General features: G+C 54.0%; 16 protein-coding genes and 3 pseudogenes. 10 read left to right on the forward strand and 9 right to left on the reverse strand.

Annotated elements, in window-relative coordinates; all coding sequences use genetic code 11:
* The first annotated feature begins 2 nt into the window (after positions 1-2).
* Positions 3-3,155 carry a multidrug efflux RND transporter permease subunit OqxB gene (gene oqxB, locus ABLU88_RS01975; protein ID WP_348836128.1) on the forward strand — a complete coding sequence of 1,051 codons (3,153 nt, stop codon included), beginning with the start codon at positions 3-5 and terminating at the stop codon, positions 3,153-3,155.
* A 63-nt stretch (positions 3,156-3,218) separates the two neighbouring features.
* On the opposite strand, the gene ABLU88_RS01980 is transcribed toward oqxB, so the two are convergent.
* The 3 genes from ABLU88_RS01980 to ABLU88_RS01990 all read right to left on the reverse strand — a co-directional run bounded on the left by ABLU88_RS01980 (position 3,219) and on the right by ABLU88_RS01990 (position 4,974).
* The gene (locus ABLU88_RS01980) at positions 3,219-3,698 is read right to left on the reverse strand and encodes an Rrf2 family transcriptional regulator (RefSeq protein WP_004121015.1); all 480 of its coding nucleotides are present in this window, start codon (positions 3,696-3,698) and stop codon (positions 3,219-3,221) included.
* Positions 3,699-3,946: 248 nt separating this feature from the next.
* Positions 3,947-4,567 (reverse strand): histidine phosphatase family protein, encoded by a 621-nt coding sequence (locus tag ABLU88_RS01985; protein ID WP_038424436.1) that lies wholly within the window; start codon positions 4,565-4,567, stop codon positions 3,947-3,949.
* Positions 4,564-4,974: a DUF4440 domain-containing protein gene (locus ABLU88_RS01990; protein WP_311102677.1), complete on the reverse strand. Its 411-nt coding sequence runs from the start codon at positions 4,972-4,974 to the stop codon at positions 4,564-4,566. Before ABLU88_RS01990 ends, ABLU88_RS01985 begins: the two co-directional genes overlap by 4 nt.
* A gap of 267 nt (positions 4,975-5,241) precedes the next feature.
* Between ABLU88_RS01990 and ABLU88_RS01995 the strand changes: the two are divergent.
* The 3 genes and pseudogenes from ABLU88_RS01995 to ABLU88_RS02005 all read left to right on the forward strand — a co-directional run.
* Positions 5,242-5,388 (forward strand): annotated as a pseudogene (locus ABLU88_RS01995) (cytochrome b); the annotation flags it as partial.
* Between the two features lie 111 nt (positions 5,389-5,499).
* Positions 5,500-6,048 (forward strand): tetratricopeptide repeat protein, encoded by a 549-nt coding sequence (locus ABLU88_RS02000; RefSeq protein ID WP_014838337.1) that lies wholly within the window; start codon positions 5,500-5,502, stop codon positions 6,046-6,048.
* Positions 6,035-6,207: pseudogene (locus ABLU88_RS02005) on the forward strand (RNA polymerase sigma factor); the annotation flags it as partial. The gene ABLU88_RS02000 and the pseudogene ABLU88_RS02005, both read left to right, overlap by 14 nt.
* A gap of 87 nt (positions 6,208-6,294) precedes the next feature.
* On the opposite strand, the gene ABLU88_RS02010 reads toward ABLU88_RS02005, so the two are convergent.
* Complete coding sequence (locus tag ABLU88_RS02010) at positions 6,295-7,791, reverse strand: PLP-dependent aminotransferase family protein (protein WP_064406356.1); 1,497 nt, start codon at positions 7,789-7,791, stop codon at positions 6,295-6,297.
* A gap of 38 nt (positions 7,792-7,829) precedes the next feature.
* Here ABLU88_RS02010 and ABLU88_RS02015 point away from each other — a divergent pair, with 38 nt between their 5' ends.
* Together ABLU88_RS02015 and ABLU88_RS02020 are read left to right on the forward strand one after the other, a co-directional pair.
* Positions 7,830-8,597 carry an arylamine N-acetyltransferase gene (locus ABLU88_RS02015; RefSeq protein WP_348836129.1) on the forward strand — a complete coding sequence of 256 codons (768 nt, stop codon included), beginning with the start codon at positions 7,830-7,832 and terminating at the stop codon, positions 8,595-8,597.
* Between the two features lie 621 nt (positions 8,598-9,218).
* Entirely contained in the window at positions 9,219-10,190 is a 972-nt protein-coding gene (locus tag ABLU88_RS02020; RefSeq protein WP_042945071.1) for a hypothetical protein, read from the forward strand.
* Positions 10,191-10,481: 291 nt separating this feature from the next.
* Here the strand turns inward: ABLU88_RS02020 and gap are convergent, their stop codons facing one another.
* The 3 genes and pseudogenes from gap to ABLU88_RS02035 all read right to left on the reverse strand — a co-directional run bounded on the left by gap (position 10,482) and on the right by ABLU88_RS02035 (position 12,996).
* Positions 10,482-11,492 carry a type I glyceraldehyde-3-phosphate dehydrogenase gene (gene gap / locus ABLU88_RS02025; protein WP_348836130.1) on the reverse strand — a complete coding sequence of 337 codons (1,011 nt, stop codon included), beginning with the start codon at positions 11,490-11,492 and terminating at the stop codon, positions 10,482-10,484.
* A 78-nt stretch (positions 11,493-11,570) separates the two neighbouring features.
* Positions 11,571-12,551 carry a helix-turn-helix domain-containing protein gene (locus ABLU88_RS02030; RefSeq protein WP_048263748.1) on the reverse strand — a complete coding sequence of 327 codons (981 nt, stop codon included), beginning with the start codon at positions 12,549-12,551 and terminating at the stop codon, positions 11,571-11,573.
* 233 nt (positions 12,552-12,784) lie between these two features.
* Positions 12,785-12,996, reverse strand: a pseudogene (locus tag ABLU88_RS02035) (hypothetical protein).
* 200 nt (positions 12,997-13,196) lie between these two features.
* On the opposite strand from ABLU88_RS02035, the gene ABLU88_RS02040 reads away from it, so the two are divergent.
* Positions 13,197-13,649, forward strand: a complete 453-nt coding sequence (locus ABLU88_RS02040) for a GNAT family N-acetyltransferase (RefSeq protein ID WP_014229171.1) — start codon at positions 13,197-13,199, stop codon at positions 13,647-13,649.
* A gap of 287 nt (positions 13,650-13,936) precedes the next feature.
* On the opposite strand, the gene ABLU88_RS02045 is transcribed toward ABLU88_RS02040, so the two are convergent.
* Positions 13,937-14,848, reverse strand: coding sequence for a LysR family transcriptional regulator (locus tag ABLU88_RS02045; RefSeq protein WP_348836131.1), 912 nt, complete (start codon positions 14,846-14,848; stop codon positions 13,937-13,939).
* A gap of 96 nt (positions 14,849-14,944) precedes the next feature.
* Here ABLU88_RS02045 and ABLU88_RS02050 point away from each other — a divergent pair, with 96 nt between their 5' ends.
* Positions 14,945-15,934, forward strand: coding sequence for an NAD-dependent epimerase/dehydratase family protein (locus ABLU88_RS02050; RefSeq protein WP_348836132.1), 990 nt, complete (start codon positions 14,945-14,947; stop codon positions 15,932-15,934).
* Between the two features lie 46 nt (positions 15,935-15,980).
* Here ABLU88_RS02050 and ABLU88_RS02055 read toward each other — a convergent pair whose 3' ends face one another.
* The gene (locus ABLU88_RS02055; protein ID WP_348836133.1) at positions 15,981-16,886 is read right to left on the reverse strand and encodes a LysR family transcriptional regulator; all 906 of its coding nucleotides are present in this window, start codon (positions 16,884-16,886) and stop codon (positions 15,981-15,983) included.
* Between the two features lie 147 nt (positions 16,887-17,033).
* Here ABLU88_RS02055 and ABLU88_RS02060 point away from each other — a divergent pair, with 147 nt between their 5' ends.
* Together ABLU88_RS02060 and ABLU88_RS02065 are read left to right on the forward strand one after the other, a co-directional pair.
* Positions 17,034-18,041, forward strand: coding sequence for an MBL fold metallo-hydrolase (locus ABLU88_RS02060; RefSeq protein WP_348836134.1), 1,008 nt, complete (start codon positions 17,034-17,036; stop codon positions 18,039-18,041).
* 411 nt (positions 18,042-18,452) lie between these two features.
* Positions 18,453-19,316, forward strand: a complete 864-nt coding sequence (locus tag ABLU88_RS02065) for an alpha/beta fold hydrolase (protein WP_348836135.1) — start codon at positions 18,453-18,455, stop codon at positions 19,314-19,316.
* Positions 19,317-19,385 lie beyond the last annotated feature (69 nt).

The following is a 19,385-nucleotide window of genomic DNA, read 5'->3' on the forward strand; positions in this document are numbered from 1 at the left end:
CCATGGACTTTTCCCGTTTTTTCATCGACAGGCCGATTTTTGCCGCCGTTCTGTCGATTCTGATTTTTATCACCGGATTAATCGCCATCCCGCTGCTGCCGGTGAGCGAATATCCTGACGTCGTGCCGCCCAGCGTGCAGGTGCGCGCGGAGTATCCGGGCGCCAACCCGAAAGTGATTGCCGAGACCGTGGCGACGCCGCTGGAAGAGGCGATCAACGGCGTTGAAAATATGATGTACATGAAATCCGTCGCCGGTTCTGACGGCGTACTGGTGACCACCGTAACCTTCCGTCCGGGTACCGATCCCGATCAGGCGCAGGTTCAGGTGCAAAACCGGGTATCGCAGGCCGAAGCGCGTCTGCCGGAAGATGTGCGGCGTTTGGGGATCACCACCCAGAAGCAGTCGCCGACGCTGACGCTGGTGGTGCATCTGTTTTCGCCAAACGGTAAATACGACTCCCTGTATATGCGTAACTACGCCACGCTGAAGGTGAAGGATGAACTGGCGCGCCTGCCCGGCGTCGGCCAAATTCAGATTTTTGGCTCGGGCGAATACGCGATGCGCGTCTGGCTCGATCCCAACAAGGTGGCGGCGCGCGGATTAACCGCGTCGGATGTGGTCACGGCGATGCAGGAGCAGAACGTCCAGGTTTCCGCCGGGCAGCTTGGCGCCGAGCCGCTGCCGAAAGAGAGCGACTTTCTGATCTCCATTAACGCCCAGGGGCGCCTGCATACCGAAGAAGAGTTTGGCAATATTGTCCTGAAAACAACGCAGGACGGTACGGTCGTCCGCCTGCGCGACGTGGCGCGTATCGAAATGGGCTCCGGCAGCTATGCGCTGCGTTCCCAGCTGAACAATAAAGACGCGGTCGGGATTGGTATCTTCCAGTCGCCGGGGGCGAACGCCATCGATTTGTCTAACGCGGTGCGCGCCAAAATGGACGAGCTGTCGAAGCGTTTCCCGCAGGATATGAAATGGGCGGCGCCTTACGATCCGACGGTATTTGTTCGCGATTCCATTCGCGCGGTGGTGCAAACGCTGCTGGAAGCGGTGGTGCTGGTTGTGCTGGTGGTGATCCTGTTCCTGCAAACCTGGCGCGCGTCGATTATTCCGCTGATCGCGGTGCCGGTTTCGGTGGTGGGTACCTTCAGCATTCTCTACCTGCTGGGCTTCTCGCTGAATACCCTGAGCTTGTTCGGGCTGGTGCTGGCCATCGGCATCGTGGTGGATGACGCCATCGTGGTGGTGGAAAACGTCGAGCGAAATATCGAGGAAGGGCTGGCTCCGCTCGCCGCGGCGCATCAGGCGATGCGTGAGGTGTCCGGCCCGATTATCGCCATTGCGCTGGTGCTGTGCGCGGTGTTTGTGCCGATGGCGTTTCTCTCGGGCGTAACCGGCCAGTTCTACAAGCAGTTTGCGGTGACGATCGCCATCTCCACGGTGATCTCCGCCATCAACTCGCTGACGCTCTCTCCGGCGCTGGCCGCGCTGCTGCTAAAACCGCACGGCGCGCCGAAAGACTTCCCGACCCGGCTTATCGACCGTCTTTTCGGCTGGATTTTCCGTCCGTTTAACCGCTTTTTCCACCGCAGCTCGAACGGCTATCAGGGGCTGGTGGGAAAAACGCTCGGACGACGCGGGGCGGTGTTTGTGGTCTATGTGCTGCTGCTCTGCGCGGCGGGCGTCATGTTTAAAGCGGTACCCGGCGGATTTATACCGACGCAGGATAAACTGTATTTAATCGGCGGCGTGAAAATGCCGGAAGGTTCTTCGCTGGCGCGCACCGATGCGGTGATCCGCAAAATGAGCGAAATCGGGATGAATACCGAAGGCGTGGATTACGCGGTCGCGTTTCCGGGGCTTAACGCGCTGCAGTTCACCAATACGCCGAATACCGGAACGGTCTTCTTTGGCCTGAAGCCGTTCGACCAGCGTAAACATTCGGCGGCGGAAATTAACGCTGAGATCAACGCGAAAATCGCGCAAATCCAGCAGGGCTTTGGCTTCTCTATTTTGCCTCCGCCGATTTTAGGGCTCGGCCAGGGTTCCGGCTATTCGCTCTATATTCAGGACCGGGCAGGTCTTGGCTATGGTGCGCTGCAAAGCGCGGTAAACGCGATGTCCGGTACCATTATGCAGACGCCGGGGATGCACTTCCCGATCTCCACCTACCAGGCGAACGTGCCGCAGCTGGATGTCCAGGTCGATCGTGATAAGGCGAAAGCGCAGGGCGTGTCGCTCACCGATCTGTTTGGTACGCTGCAAACCTATCTGGGATCGTCTTACGTCAATGATTTTAACCAGTTCGGGCGGACCTGGCGCGTGATGGCGCAGGCTGACGGCCCGTTCCGCGAAAGCGTGGAGGATATTGCCAATTTGCGCACGCGGAATAATCAGGACGAAATGGTGCCAATCGGCAGTATGGTGAATATCAGCACCACCTACGGGCCGGACCCGGTGATTCGCTACAATGGCTATCCGGCGGCGGATTTGATTGGCGATGCCGATCCGCGCGTACTCTCTTCCTCGCAGGCGATGACGCAGCTGGAGAAGATGTCCGGCCAGATATTGCCGAACGGGATGAATATCGAATGGACGGATCTGAGCTTCCAGCAGGCCACGCAGGGCAATACGGCGCTGATCGTCTTCCCGGTGGCGGTGCTGCTGGCGTTCCTGGTGCTGGCGGCGCTGTATGAAAGCTGGACGCTGCCGCTGGCGGTGATTCTTATCGTGCCGATGACGATGCTCTCCGCGCTGTTTGGCGTCTGGCTGACCGGCGGCGATAACAACGTGTTCGTACAGGTGGGGCTGGTGGTGCTGATGGGGCTGGCCTGTAAAAACGCGATTCTGATCGTGGAGTTTGCCCGCGAGCTGGAAATCCAGGGGAAAGGGATCATGGAAGCGGCGCTGGAGGCGTGTCGCCTGCGTTTACGCCCGATTGTGATGACTTCTATCGCCTTTATTGCCGGGACCATCCCGCTGATCCTCGGTCACGGCGCGGGCGCGGAAGTGCGCGGCGTTACCGGGATCACGGTGTTCTCCGGGATGCTGGGGGTGACGCTGTTTGGTCTGTTCCTGACCCCGGTGTTTTACGTGACGCTGCGTAAATTCGTGACGCGCGGTAAACCGGCTGAGGACGTTTCGCCGGCGTAGGGTGCGGCAGATAACAAAAAACCGCCTTCACAGTGAAGGCGGTTTTTTGGCGCTCAAGGAAAATTAATGGGCTTCTTTATATTTGGCGATAAGTTCAGGCACCGGATCGCACCCGCTGGTATCGGCTTTTTTCACTTCTTCCAGCGCGCTTGCCACGGTGTGGCGTGCCAGTACCTGTAGCGAAGCCTGCTCCGCTTCATCGGCGATAGATTTGAAGTACCAGCACGCGTTTGCGCTGACCACGCAGCGGGCGGGGACGTCAGGGCGCGACGCCCACAGTTTTTTATCTTCGATAACGGAGACGTAGATATCGCGCAGGGTGATCTCTTCCGCCGGGCGGCCAAGATGAATAGAGCCGTTGCGGCCAAGCGTTGAGACAATAATGCCGTCACGGGTGAGAGGAACCATGAGTTTGCGGATAAAGCTCGGGTTCGCTTCCAGGCCGTAGGCCAGAATCGCGCTCGTCGAACGTTCACCCAACTGCTCCGCCATTGCTACGCTGAGAACCATCTGCAAAGCTGTCGGGAAGCGGTAATCTAACATTTTCTTATCCTGGGTAGCGGTGAATCTTGTTCTTTTTGGCACCGCAGAGGTGAGTAAGCAATAAACAACAATATACCAAATACGGTAATTTTTTTGAAGCAATCTGCGCTTTTCCCGCCAGGTAAAAAAGCGTGAGTGAGAGCGGGGCCAGCCGACGCTTCATGCCATGGCGTGAGGCACTGATGAAAAAGGTATCAGCATTTAATACCCGCTCGGGCACACAGGACCCCCGGGGTCTTAATGGGAGTTTACCGTTGAAGTTGAATGAGGTGGGTAGCTATCCCCCATCTGAGCGCGGCGCATTTGCCGTCCGTAAAATCGAAAACAGAGTAACTCGCATTGGGGTGAGCATAGCGAGAGAAGTTATCGAGAGTCCCCTCTTTAAGTAACGCCAGCACGCCCTGACTGACATGCCCGTGAGAAACAACACCGACGATCTGATGTTCATTGGTATTTTGCAGGTGTTGTAAGAAATTTATCACGCGTCGAGTCGCCTGGGCTAACGACTCTCCCTCCGGGGGACAATAGGCTGCATCAAGGGCGAGCAACGCATCTGCATCACGCGGATTGTCTCGCCTGAAATGCTCGAAAGATATCCCTTCAAAGCAACCAAACGACTGTTCCTTAAGAGATTCTTCAACTTTTAACGGGCAGCCAAGACCTTCAGACAGCTTCAGCCCCATGTGCAAGGCGCGCCCAAGCGGGGAGCTGTAAACACATTCTATCGGATATGCCTCTTTCGTCAGCGCTGTCAGTAACGCCGCTGTTTCTTGCATACCGCGGTGGGTTACGAAGCTGTCGCGACGCCCCTGAATAATCCCTCTATGATTCCACTCGGTTTCTGCGTGCCTCACCCATATCACTTTCATCGTATTTGAGATCCGTTATCCAAAGATAGTGTCCGCTTCTTGCCATTTGACGCCGGAGTACCCTGATGGAATACCATTTTCCATTGGCCATTCTCTGACATTTCCCAGCATGAGGAACGAAGAGAGGCACAGCTGCCATCTTGATAAAAAGTCCTGTAATGTAATATTGCGAAATTATCTCTAACGCTGATAAGTCTGAAATCGCAACTGAGAAGGGGCGGAATATTTTCTTCAGTAGAAAGTGCCTCTATTGTTCCTGCACGATCAACTAGTACACCCGATCGTGTTATTTCTCTAAATTCCTCATGAAGTATCTGCTCAAGCCATTCCCGCTCTTTGCGCTTGTCGCCATGAAGAGAACATTCGAGTCCTTTAAGCGTCTCCAGGGGCATAGTGTTTGTCCTCATAACCTTCGGTCATTCACTCTTAGGGCAATAATCGCTGGAAAGCAACACCCGCTCCCGGCTATCACTGATATTTGGCGACCAGATACTCCTCTTCGCTGCGTCGCCAGAAATGTGAAGGAATAAACGGGGATATATACTCATACGAGGGCGCGAAGAAGGATCGTACCTGAGCCCGGCGATAAAAAACGAAAAAACGTATTTTTTATCGAATAGATTAAAAGGTTGTGGCGTTAACTCATCATCAACGTACTGATGGAGTCATCATTTATGACTGCAACAACGCAACCGCTAACACAACAGTGCCGCGATAGTTTTACCCTGGCACGGCATTGGGTCACCGCAGCCAATGTCATTTTCCTGTTTGCAAGCGCACATATCCGGGAGCCGCTGGAGCGGGGAACGCCCCTGAAAAAAAGCGGCGGGCCGGTCATATTTGCTGCGCGCTTTTCCCTCACTATCTGCTACGGGACAGCATACCGCGTCGTATGCTGCCTTGCCGTTCTTTTCGTTAACCCGGAGTTCACTATGAACACGTTGTCGTTTTTACATTCCGCCATTAATCAACGTCTGCTGCTGCCCGTGGTGTTTGCTCTGCTGACCACGCCGGTTTTGGCCGCAGGTGACAATAGTACCAATAGCAAAACGCCGGACTGCCCCAGCGGTCAGGTGTATGACAGCACGAAAAAACAGTGCGTACCTGAAAAAACAAGCCAGCTCAGCGATGAAGATAAAACGCGTTATGCCTATCATCTGGCCAAAAAAGGGGAGTACCAGGCGGCCCTGGACCTGCTCAACACCCTGAAAAATGGCGATACCGCGGAAGCCTGGAATTACCGGGGCTATGCCACGCGTAAGCTGGGCCGTACCGATGAGGGCATTGGCTACTATCAGCGTTCAATCGCGCTCGATCCGACCTATGCCAAAGTACGTGAATACCTTGGTGAAGCATGGCTGGCGAAAGGCCGTCCTGACCTGGCAAAAGAGCAATTGAAAACTATCGCCACGCTGTGCGGCCATAGCTGCGAGGAGTACCGGGATCTTCAGGCTGCGATCGACGGTCATCCTGAGTCCTGAATATGAGTATGAGGATAAAAAATTACGACCAGCGGCGTCCGTCAGCATCTTGCTGCACATCTGACACGCCTGTGGCGCTATGGGCTGGTTCTGGTTGTCGAAGAGCTGGTTCAGTCTGCCTGTGTCCGCGCGCTTGAAAAAAGCGCGCGGTTCACCCCGAGGAGGCGGCCGACACGTTGCCCGTCCCGATTGGTTACCCTATCCTGGTTTTATCTCCAATTGACCGGCCCCGGGCAATAGCCGCTGTCAATGTTCCCTGGCCAATTCGTGGCATACGATACCGAGCTGTTCAACGGCATGCAAAAGCGCGGGGGTGGGTTCATTCGCACCGTTCAGGCGCAGGTAGTTTTGCAGTTCCGCCGCGCCCGGGGAAAACAGCGGCCCCGGACTGACGCCAATGCCCAGGGCGAGTGCGCGACGATGTACCTCCAGCGCATCTATCCTGGAGGGGAGTTGAACCCAAATCAAAAAGCCGGCTTCCGGAGCCGCGACGCGCGTGCCCGGTGGGAAGCAAGCTTCAACTCGGGTGATGATAGCGCGCATACCTTCCGCAATCCGCAGCTTCAGGTGCCGCAGGTGCCTGTCGTAATCGCCGCTGGCGAGGATCTCGTTTGCCGCGGCTTCAATCAGCGGCGCGCCTGCCCATTCTCCGGCCATGCGGGCCTGCAATACCGCGGAGTGATAGCGTCCGGCAGCAATCCAGCCAATTCGCCAGCCCGGCGCCAGGGTTTTCGACAGCGAACTGCAATAAATCACATTTCCGTCCCTGTCGAAGGCTTTACACGCGGGCGGACGCTGGGCGCCACCGGCCAGATCGCCATACACATCGTCCTCAATGAGCGGGATGCCCTTATCGGCGAGCAGCGCCACCAGCGCCTGTTTGCGCGCCACGGGCATGCTGGCACCCAGCGGATTTTGCACTGTGGGTGAGGCAAGCACGGCCGCAGGGCGGTGGCGCTGGATAGCCTCTTCAAGGGGCGCCAACAATAAGCCTTCAATCGGGTCTGTGGGGATCTGTAACGCTTTCAGACCCAGATCTTCCAGCAGCAGAAGCGTGCCGAAGTAGGCGGGCTGCTCAATCGCGACAGCATCGCCCGGCTGGCATACCGCGCGAAGCGCCAAACGTAGCGCCTGGGTTGCGCCTGCCGTAATGATAAGGTCATCCGCGCCAAAAAGGGCGCCCCACTGCGCAGCGCGTGCGGCAATCTTTCTGCGCAGGTCCGCTCTTCCCGGGGGCAGGCTGTAGCTCTGCCCGCGCGCATCAAGCCGACGACCGGCGGTGTGCAGTGCCCGCTGTAGTGCATCCACGGGAAGCCAGGCGGGATCGGGTAGCGCGGCGCCAAGCGGCACCAGACGCGCTTCAGCGCTACCGAACAGCGACCGGGCAATGGCGGACATAGTCACCGGCACCGGACCGGGCAAAGAGGCAGCGCGCTGTTCGTTTCCGGAGGCGGCTGGCTGGCGGACAAAATAGCCTGAACGCGGTCGCGCGATAATCAGACCCTCCGCCTCAAGATAACGCAGCGCTTCCAGGGCCGTGGGGAGGCTGACCTGCTCGCGTTCGGCCAGTTTACGCGCGGAGATAATGCGATCGCCTGCCCGTAAAGCGCCTGAAGCAAGCGTCAGCCGCAGCATATCGGCTATACGGCGGTAGTGGGGCGTCGGCGGGGATATTTCGGACATCGTCATCTGTATAGTCTGCTTTTTGATAAATCTGACTATACAGGCGAAGCGGGGCGCCATCTATAGTGTGTTCCACACCAACCAGCCGGGGAAATCACATGCACAGCGACAGTTTTGACCTTTCACTTTACTTCCGCCGCATAGGCTATAGCGGGCCTGCGGCAGCGGATACCGCAACGCTACACGCGCTCATGCGTCACCAGCTCTTTGCCATCCCCTTCGAAAATCTGGACGTACAGGCAGGTAAAATCGTGTCGATGGCGCCCGATGATATTGCCAACAAGCTCTTACGGCAGAGACGGGGCGGCTACTGCTATGAACTCAACGGGCTGTTTACCATGGCGCTGGAAGCGCTGGGCATTGCCTGGCGGTTTGTCGCGGCGCGGCCCATGTTCTATCCCGCGCGCCGGCCTAAAACCCATATGGCGGTCGTCGCGGAAGTCGAGGGCCGTCAGTGGCTTTGCGACCTTGGCTTTGGGAGCTACGGTATTCGCGCGCCGCTGGCCCTGGATGAACTTGATACGGACATTATCCAGGATTTCGATACGTTCCGGCTTAGCCGCGATGCGCACGGCGACTATCTGCTGCAGGCAAAAGTTGAGGGAAGCTGGGCCAATCAATATGGTTTTGACCTGTCACCTCAGGAATGGATTGATTTTGCTCCGGCCAATTTCCTTAACTCCACGCACCCCGACGCGGTCTTTGTACAAAAGCTGCTGGTTATACAGCATCAGCCCGAGGGGCGCTTTATTCTGCTGGGCAATACGCTCAAGAGCATTACCGCGGATCGGGTAGAAAAGCAGCGGCTGGAAGACGATGAGATTGCGAATGTACTTGAGCAGCGCTTTGCGTTATCTGCCCGCTAATTAATCAAAAGGGCCAATGAGTCCGGGGCGGAACGGGCATGAAGCAGGGATGCCGGGGGAGCCATCGCGATCGCCATGAGGCGGGAGTGACCGCTTCCCCGTGCCTCTCTCAATCTGTTCATCTGCTGCGATATCAGCAGCGGGCGATTATTTACGTTGCCGGCGGGTATATGAAATAGCAGATAATGCAAATAAAAAACTAACGCCACTTTTAATAAACAAGGCTATTCAGTTAATTACCACTACAAAAATAAGATAATTCTATCTGAGCTGGCTAACCTCTATCCACAGTACATATTTTCGCCACATAATCCCCTGCGCCTGGAAATTCATTGCTAACAAGTAGTTACAGCTATACGGCAATATTTCTGAAGATAAAAAATGGTTAAAATAAAATCATCTACTAAAATCAAATTGTTGATTAAATTCATACACTGCTCGTTCGTATTAATTCAGATAATTGGCTTTGTGTCGAATGCCCAAAATTTAAGCAGCGAGTGATGGCTGCTGACGATAATTATCCCGCTCGATATTGCCCTGGGTCTGGCAGGTAAATTCCTGCTCTGGACGTTTGTGTAAAACGACACCGGGCTAATTGAGTTATTTCAAAGGACAACGTAAATGACGAATATCTACGACTCTACCAATATAAGCAGTCAGGAAGCGGCCAGGCACTTGCCTGCGGCTGCTGTAAACAGCGCGAGCGCGGTTTCATGGGGGGCGATATTTGCAGGCGCCGCCGCTGCCGCCTCGCTGGCGCTTATGCTGCTCATGCTTGGCGCCGGATTAGGCCTCACCTCAATCTCTCCCTGGGAAAATCAAGGTCTTGCGGCGGGTACCGTCGGTATTGCCGCCATCGCCTGGCTGACGTTTACCCAAATTGTGGCGTCAGGAATGGGGGGATATCTGGCCGGACGGCTTCGGACTAAATGGGTTGATACGCATACCAATGAAATCTATTTCCGCGATACGGCGCATGGCTTTCTGACATGGGCGGTGGCGCTGCTGGTATCAGCCGTCCTTTTAACCACCACCATCAGTTCACTCATTGGCGGCAGCGCAAAAGTCATTGGTTCCGTTGCCGGGGGCGCGACGGCAACCGCCGTGAATAACGCGGGGGAGGGATCATCGATGTTATCGAAGTCATCGATGGAATATTTTACCCGCTCGCTGTTCAGGGCTAGCGGCTCCACTCCGGCAGGTAACAGCAACGCATCGGGCAATGATGTTATGGCCATGAATCAGCCGGCGCCGCCAAAGGCGGAGTCACCCGCTCAATTAGCCGAGGTGACGGGCATTTTTGCTAACAGTATTTATTCTGGCGCGCTTCCCCAGGATGATCTGACCTATGTGGCGCAGCTGGTTTCTCAGAATACCGGCATCAGTCAGCAAGAGGCCGAGCAGCGGGTACAGGCGGTTTATGATAAAGCCCAGGCTAATTTGAAAGAGGCAAAAGATAAAGCGCAGCAGGCCGCAGACGCCGCCAGAAAAACCACCAGCTACGTCACTCTGTGGTCATTTATTTCTCTGTTAATTGGCGCTTTTGTTGCCAGTCTCTGTGCCACCTATGGCGGCCGTCAGCGTGATTTATAACGTCTAATACTCATTATACGGGAGGAACCTATGCGTTCAATATTGCTTTTCTTTCTGGGTGTGCCAATCCCTATCATTATTTTAATCGCGCTATTTGTGCACTGACTATTTTCCGGCCCCGCAGGAATAGTGGTTAAGTAAATACTGACCCTCGCACATTACCGCTAAAGCATAAATGCCCTTCGAGGGCATTTATGCTTTTTATCAGGCGCTCAGAGGAGCCTGCTGCGCGTCACCAGGGAAGCTCTCCGCGACAGAGTGATGTCAACTAGCAATAACACCCGCAGTGAATTAACGCTCACACCTTGCCATCATCAGCGCCAGGTCAACGAGGCGGTTAGAGAATCCCCATTCATTGTCGTACCACGCCAAAATTTTAACCATATTGCCGCCAATCACCAGCGTTGACAGACCGTCGATAATCGACGAGCGCGGGTCACCCTGGTAGTCGCTGGAGACGAGCGGTTCATCGCTATAGCCGAGGATCCCTTTTAGCGGCCCCGCCGCGGCGGCTTCACGAAAGGCATTGTTCACCTCTTCGGCTGTCACCTCTCGCGCCAGCGTCACGGTCAGGTCGACAATAGACACCACCGGTACCGGGACGCGCAGCGAGTATCCCGTTAAGCGGCCATCCAGCTCAGGAATAACTTTGCCCAGCGCCTTCGCTGCGCCGCTGGAGTAAGGCACTATCGACAGCGCGGCGGCGCGAGCGCCGCGCAGATCTTTTTCCGGCTGATCGTGCAGGGCCTGGCTGTTGGTGTAGGCGTGGGTGGTGTTCATCAAACCGTGCTTAATACCGAAATGCTGGTGCAGAACCTGCGCGGCAGGCGCCAGACCGTTGGTGGTGCAGCTACCGTTGCTGACCACGAAGTGTTTATCCGGGGAGTAGAGGCCATCGTTAACGCCCATCACGATGGTTAAATCATCGTTTTTGCCGGGGGCGGAGATAATCACGCGCTTTGCGCCACCGCTGTGGATATGCACCGCCGCCTTGTCGCGATCGGTGAAGAATCCGGTGGCTTCAATGACGATATCGACTTCACGCTGATGCCACGGGATATTGGCCGGGTCGCGTTCGCTGAATACGGTTATGGGTTTACCGTCAACCACAAGCTGCCCTTCACCGGCGGTAACGTCCGCGTCGAGCTTACCGAGCAGCGAATCGTATTTCAGCAGATGCGCCAGCGTTTTGCTGTCCGTCAAATCGTTGATCGCCACAATCTGAATATCCGAAGTGCCCAGTGCAGCGCGCAGTACGTTGCGTCCGATACGGCCAAAACCGTTAATACCGACCTTTACCATGATTAACTCCTTATCCATTGTCTCTGGCGTCAGAGTAGGCCGGGCAGGCTTTGGCGTAAATGACAAAAAAGGATCACTTTACGCCATTTTGCGACAGTGAAATCGCTGGCGATATTCCCCGGGTGTGAGGTGAAGCTGTTTTTCAAACAGCCGTCGCAGGTTAATGCTGCTGCCAAATCCAGTTTGTTCGGCGATACGATCCAGCGTCTCGTTAGTTTGCTCCAGACGCTGCCGCGCGGCGGCCAGACGGGCTTCGGCGACGTAGCGCGCCGGCGAAGCACCGGTTTCCCGGGTAAATACGCGGGTGAAATTCCTTGGACTCATGGCGACTCTTTCCGCCAGTTTATCCACGCTGAGATCGGTGGTGAGGTTTGCGAGCAACCACGCCAGCAGATCGTTAATGGGGCCCAGGGTGCTGGTCTGCTGAAGGTTGTAGCGGCTAAACTGCAGCTGGCCGCCGGGACGACGCAGGTACATGACGAAATCCTGAGCAATATCGCGCGCCAGGCTGAAGCCGTAGTCCTCTTCAACCAGCGCCAGGGTGAGGTCGAAGCCGGAACTGACCCCGCCAGAGGTCCAGATGTGTTCGTCCTGAATATAGAGCGGACCGCCTTCGACGCGTACCTGAGGAAATTCCGCCTGCAGGGTATCCAGTAGCTTCCAGTGGGTAGTGGCTCGCCTGCCGTCCAGCAGCCCGGTTTGCGCCAGCAGCAGGGCTCCGCCGCATATGGAGGCAATGCGGCGGGCATGGGGAGCCGCAAGGCGCAGCCAGTCAACCACCGCAACCCCTTCCTGCGGGTTTTGACCTCTGCCGGTAATCATGATGGTATCGAGCGGCTCGCGAGGGTCTATCTCATGAAGGCGATGATCGGCCAGCAGATTTAAACCGGACTGACCATGGATCACCTGATGCGGCTGGGTGGTCGCTAGCTGGACCTGGTAGCAAAGCTCCCCGGCGCCTTCCGGGTGCAGACGGTTGGCCTGCATCAGAATGTCGGCAATACCGGCGGATTCAAACAGCATGCCGCCATCCGGGACAATAATAAGTATCTTCTTCATGTCCTGAAAAGTAATCTTTTTACAGAATAAGTCAACAGAACAGACGGGGAAGGGGAAGTTTTTGCCACCGCAGCGACGCTCTCGTCTCGCTCGCTGATGGCGTGACGTCGACGGGATGGGGTTGCCTGATGAGGCTGGTCTCGCACAAACTGGACTGGAAAAATAGTACCGAATGTCTGCTATGAGCGAGGAATGGAAGTTGAACACTCTGCTCTACGTCGCCAAATGGAGCCTTAATCTCCCAGTTTTTCGCGAGTGGGACCTTCAAAGTTGATTCTACTTATATGGCAACTACGCGGTTGACCTAACAAAAAACGAATGGTTTCCCAGATCGAGCGCCCCTTCATTAAACGTTCCCCATTTTTGATGGGCTATCTATAAACGTATCTAACCCTGTCAGTTCGAAATCCGGGGGGACAACCCGGTCACACGTATACTGTTTAATAGCGAACCAGGGAGAAGACAACGTCCGCTCCTGGCACGGAGCGGACGAACTTACTGAGTTGAATCTCCGCTATGAGCTAATAGCAGACATAACATCCCCGGGATAGTTTGGGAAAGGATACTCTTCCAGCATCAGTTTCGGTTCATGCTTTCTGAGGCAGGATACTTTATGCTGGTTACTCTCATTTATAGGATACGACCATGATAACTGTAGAGAAATCCGATCCATTTTCTTCAGAATCCCATCGCTTAATCGAAATGCTATCAGCTGAACTTGCCGCTATTACGGGGGATAGTGGCAAAAGCAATTTCACCGTTGAAGCAATGAATGATGACAAAGCCTTATGGGTATTGGCAAAGAATACTCATGGCGAAGCAATAGGATGCGGCGCTATTCGGCCGATAACGCAAAATATAGCCGAGCTTAAAAGAATGTTTTCAGACCGAAGCGTGCCTGGAGTTGGGGGAGCTTTACTCACTTTTCTGGAAACATCTGCAAAAGATATGGGATATAGCGAACTCAGACTGGAAACCCGACACATCAACCATCGGGCAGTAAATTTCTACGAGAAAAATGGATATATTCGTATTGAAAATTACGGCCCCTATGTCGGTAGGACAGAAGCCGTGTGTTTCTCAAAAGCATTGCGCTGATTGTATTAATTGGACCCGCTTTCCGCTCCAGGCACAACGCTGTCTACCAAACTCCACCAATGCCCATTTAGCTATAGCGTTAAGGCTGTGAGAGTAAAGACAGATAATGATGATGCGCAGGATCGTGTGTTGCGCTCATGCAGAACCATGGTCATCGCGGTTTCTGCATCGACGCGGAGCTGCCGGAGGAGGGCGTAGCGGCCGGCATGACCGAGGAGCGGGATTCCTCCCGGAGAAAACGCGCGGAGTATACAGGCACTTTAAAGGGACCATTTCTCCATGGCGATTCACTGTGCCTGTTTCTGGCCGATATATTCCTCTAATCCCTTTGCCAGAACATCGAAAACCAATTTGCAGCACAGACTATTGCGCAGGTCTTCGTGCATGACGATCCAGGTATCAAGATAGAAAGAAAAGAAATTCGGCAGTAACCTCCGCAGTGGAACAGAGCCATTGGCCAACTGCACCTGGCATATGCCAATGCCGGCCCCGGCGCGAATAAGATTCAGCTGAGCCACGTCGCTGTCGGTGCGCATGGAAAATGCATTCCGGCTTAGCTGAGGGAATTTTTCCAGGGCCTTACGGATGAAAGGCGTATCCTGATCAAAGCCAACCAGCGCATGTTTCAGCAGATCTTCGCTATTTTCAGGCGTGCCATGTTGTGCAAGATAGGACGTTGATGCGTGGAGACCGAGTTCAATGCGGCCAACGCGACGCGCAATAAGCTGTTCCTGTACTGGCGTCGTCATGCGTACAGCAATATCGGCTTCCCTGTGCAGTAAATCCTGAACCCGGTTCGACAGAACTAATTCAATCGTTATTTGTGGGTGAGACTCCCTGAGCCTGGCAATAAGCGGCGGCAGAACCTCAACGCCGATAACGTCACTCGCGGAGACGCGGACGACGCCATGAATGGACGCGCTGTTATGACTAAAGTTGGAGGCTGTGCGCGCTAGCGTATTCGCGGTGCTCTCCATCGCTTCGGCATGCACCCTCAGCGCCAGCGCCGTTTCAGTCGCCAGCAAGCCCGTCTGCGACCGCGTGAACAACACCTGGCCCAGAGCGGATTCAAGCGCAGCGATATGCCGTCCCGCCGTAGGCTGCGTAATCGAAAGCCTGCGTGATGCGCCGGAAAGCGAGCCTTCCCTGAGCACAGCCAGAAATGTTCGGTACCACTCCCATGGGATAGATGTATTCATACAAATTTGTATAGCTGCCCTATAAAGATATGCAATTCCATTTAGCTCTGCCTGTACGTACGCTGTCAAGGTCAAATCAGCAAAGAGGCAGACAATATGGAAACCCGAGGCAAGGTCCTGATACTTGGCGCAACCGGCGGAATCGGTGGTGAAACGGCGCGCCGGCTTATTCAGAAAAAATGGGACGTTCGTGCACTAAAACGAGGACTTCATGGCAGTGAACGACGTGGTGACATCCAGTGGATAGGGGGCGACGCTCTCGACCCGGAGCAGGTCGCCGCTGCGGCAGCAGACTGTAGCGCGATCGTTCACGCCGTTAATCCGCCCGGCTACAGAAACTGGAAGCATCTGGTGCTGCCTATGCTGCGCAACACGATTGGCGCAGCAGAACGAACCGGCGCCTTGATCGTGCTTCCCGGTACCGTTTACAACTATGGACCTGACGCTTTTCCGCTATTACGGGAAGATGCTCAGCAGATGCCGGTCACCAGGAAGGGAGCGATCAGGGTGCAAATGGAGAATGAACTGGCGGCCTATTCGCAGCGTGGCGGACGGGTATTGATCGTCCGCGCGGGGGATTTTTTTGGTCCGCGCGCCGGTAATAACTGGTTTTCTCAAGGTCTGATTAAGCCCGGCAAGCTGCCTGGCGTCATTACCAATCCAGCTTCGTTTGCAACCGGTCACCAGTGGGCTTACTTACCTGATGTCGCGGAAACGATAGCTGCGCTGCTGGCACGACGCGAGGAGCTTGAGCCCTTTGCACGTTTTCATATGCAAGGTCACTGGGATACCGACGGCAGCGAAATGGTCAGCGCGATTCAACGCACAGCGGCACGCTATGGCGGCATGGCCAAAATACAATCATTTCCGTTGTGGTTGATGTACCTGGCAGCACCTTTCAACGCAACCTTACGCGAACTTCTCGAGATGCGGTACCTGTGGCGCCAGCCGGTTCGCCTGGACAATACGAAACTGGTGAATTTTTTAGGTGCCGAGCCTCACACTCCTCTTGATGAAGCTGTCCATGCGACATTACAGGGCCTGGGCTGTATTGATCGTACCGAGATGCCTCGTATAACAATATAGAGACGCTCCAGCGTTGCATCTGGCACGAAGCGGACAAGCTAAATGGCTAAAAATTGCTATTATTTTTCATTCTCAGGCGTTCTATAAATAATCTGAACGCTGCTGAATTGTTTTTCCGCTCTGGATAGAAGATATGGTAACCCGGAAAACTTTGACACCACTCTTCTAACATGCGCACAAGCCTGCCTGCGTTCACTAACTCTCTGGCCTGGGCTTCGGTAAGACAGGCTATCCCCGCACCCTGTACTACTGCCTCAACGATCAGATCGGTATCATTGAAAGTGAGCTGTCCATCAACTCTTACGTTGACTTTTTTTCTTCCGTCGTCAAACTCCCAGATATAATTTCCTCCATTTGTTGGCAGTCTGAAATTAATGCAATTATGAGCTGCCAGCTCAGCCGGATGTTTCGGTAATCCGTAGCGTTCAATATACGTGTGGGAAGCGACTACTGACATTCTCATATCCGGGCTTATGCGAAGTGCAACCATATTAGTTGCGACTAATTCGCCAAGGCGAACCCCCGCATCAAACCTTTCGGATATGATATCCCGGAATCCGGAATCAACGCTGATATCAAATTTTACGTCAGGATAATCTTCGTTGAACGTCCTGATAACAGGAAACAGAATTTGCCTCGCTGCATAGGGCGGAGCAGTAATACGAATAGATCCTGACGGTTTTTCCCTTAACGCTCCGACTTCGTTGAGACCCAGAGCGATGCTCTCAAAAGCGGGCTGCAGAGTGTTATAAAGCTGTTCTCCAGCCTGAGTCAGGGAAACCTGGCGGGTTGAACGTGTAAAAAGCCGTACGCCCAGACGCATTTCAAGCCGTTTAAGGGCATGACTCAAAGCAGACTGTGATGTTTCCAGTCGCACCGACGCTTTTGTAAAACTGAGCTCCTCAGCAAGCGTGATGAAGGTATTTAAGTCAGTTAAATCAATCTTATTCATGATGAATTATTCAGGATTTATTAATTTTCAGTATAACCATTATACTGGTTTATGTCTTAATTTCATTTTTCTGTTCATTTATAGTTCAGTTTCTGCCGTAGTTAAACACAGAGCCCCGCAATGCCGGGCAAAGGACAGGTACAGAAAATGAACAGCATCTCTCGACGTACTCTTCTGGCGGGTTCCGCCTCAATCGCAGCGATATCATCCCTTACGGGTATCCCTTCATTCGCCGCAGTGAATAAAGACCCGAAAACGAGGACCTCTCCTTACTCTCCCAATGCCGGCATTTATCGCCACACGCTGGGGTCGGCTGAGCTTTATTCAATCACAGATGGTTCAAACAGTTTTCCGCGCAGGGATAACTTTGTCTTGAATGCCAGCCCACAGGTTGTTACATCGGAACTTACAAACAATTTTTTAGATCCGGACACAATCACGCTGACCTTTACTCCTGTGCTCCTTAAAACAAAAGGTCAAACGGTAGTGATTGACACGGGGCTGGGGGAAAATGCGTTTCAACAAAGTAAGGGCATCGGGGGACAGTTCCACCGGAACCTTTCGGCAGCAGGATTCAGTACAAAACAGATTGATAAAGTTTTAATTACACATTTTCATGCTGACCACATCGGAGGCTTAATTACTGCTGATAATAAGCCAGCATTTCCGGACTCACAGATTTATGTTCCGGCAGCAGAATATGCGTTCTGGATGAGTGACAGCAATATGAAAAATGCCGCCACAGAAGGAATAAAAACGAACTTTGAACGTGCCAGAAATATATTTGGCATCATTGGAACCAACCTGCATAAATTCGAACCCGATGAAGAGGTTGCCCCGGGGGTAACGTCTATTGCAACCCCCGGCCACACCCCGGGCCACTCTTCATTTATAATCAGTTCTGAAAATCACACCGCCATTGTTCAGGGGGACGTGACAACGCATCCGGCTCTGTTTATACGCCATCCTGAATGGCATGGATGGTCAGATATGGATCCTGATTTGGCTGAAAAAACACGTCGACAACTTTATGACCGGATTGTGAAAGATAAGATCCTTCTTCAGGGTTTTCATTTTTCATTCCCCTCGATGGGCCACGTAGTTAAACCTGACGATGGTTACCAGTTTGTACCTTTAATGTGGGATCCATCGTGACAGTACGGGCATCATCATGAATACCAGTGCAGATACTTTTATCTACTGGCAAGTCAGGATCTCGTAAACGTAACGAACTACATTTTCAGGAAATATCGGACTGACAATAAAGAGCCTTGGTTAATCAGGCTCTTTAATCAAAGGCGAGGGGCATCTGCCTGTCCCGTATTCGAACCGCTGCGCTTAATCTGCATGAGATGAGCATGATCGACAGGTCGAAAAAAAGCAAGAGATTGAGTGGCTTATCAGTACCAACCGCTTCTGGCGCTGGTGGTTGGGGGAAAAGACCGCTGAGCCTGTGCAGCGTGAGAAGAGGACGTTAATAGAGGAATAAAAACATCGCCAGATTTGCCCGTGGCGGCTACAGTTAAGATTATTTAACTGGTATGACCACATAGGCGGATATCTTTTATGAACCTGATAACAATCCCTGTAAATCAGGGGGATGTTCTGGCTGCCACAGTATGGGAGAGAAGCGATGCTAAAGCGCTGGTGATCCTCCATCCTGCCACCGCGGTATCACAGGCGTTTTACAAGGACTTCGCTGAGTACCTTTACGCAATGGGATTCAATGTTCTGACCTACGACTATCGGGGGATAGGTCATTCCAGGTCAGGCACGCTACAACACTGTCATGTCTCTATGTCCGACTGGATCGAGCAGGATGTCGGCTGCGTTACCGCCTGGGCAAAGCTGCGTTTCCCCAATCTTCTGCTGATGGCGGTAGGGCACAGCGTTGGCGGGCACGCTATTCTGCTTTCGACGGCCACCCGGTCGCTGCATGCGGCGGTTCTTGTTGCTTCGCACGCTGGCGTCACCCGCACAATTAAACAAACGCAGGAAAAGCTCAGAGTCTGGTTTTTATTACGTATTCTGGCGCCGGTTCTGTGTCGTACCTTTGGCTATATGCCTGCCAGACGCCTCGGGCTGGGGGAAGATTTACCCGCGCCCGTCATGCTGCAATGGGGGCGCTGGAGTGCCATGCCCGACTATTTTTATGACGATCGCGCCTGGGATGCGCGCCGACGGGCAAGCGAAGTCACGTTACCCCTTCTGGTACTCGGTTTTGATGACGATCCCTGGGCTAATTCTGCAGCGATTACGCGCCTGATGGCGCCGGTGGAAAACGCAAAAATTGAACGCCGCGAGATCCGGCACGCGGATTATGGTATTCCGGTCGTCGGCCACATGGGCTTTTTCCGTACCCGATGTGCGGAAAAAATATGGCCTGAAGTCGGTCGCTGGCTGGCAAGCCAGTGTCAACCCCAGGGATAATGTCTTCCCGGCTATTTTTTCTTGTAGTCGAAGAGATTAACAGGACATGGTATGCCGTAACCGTCGGTG

It is taken from the genome of Klebsiella sp. GW_Kp182, from assembly GCF_040062275.1.
GTDB lineage: Bacteria > Pseudomonadota > Gammaproteobacteria > Enterobacterales > Enterobacteriaceae > Klebsiella > Klebsiella michiganensis.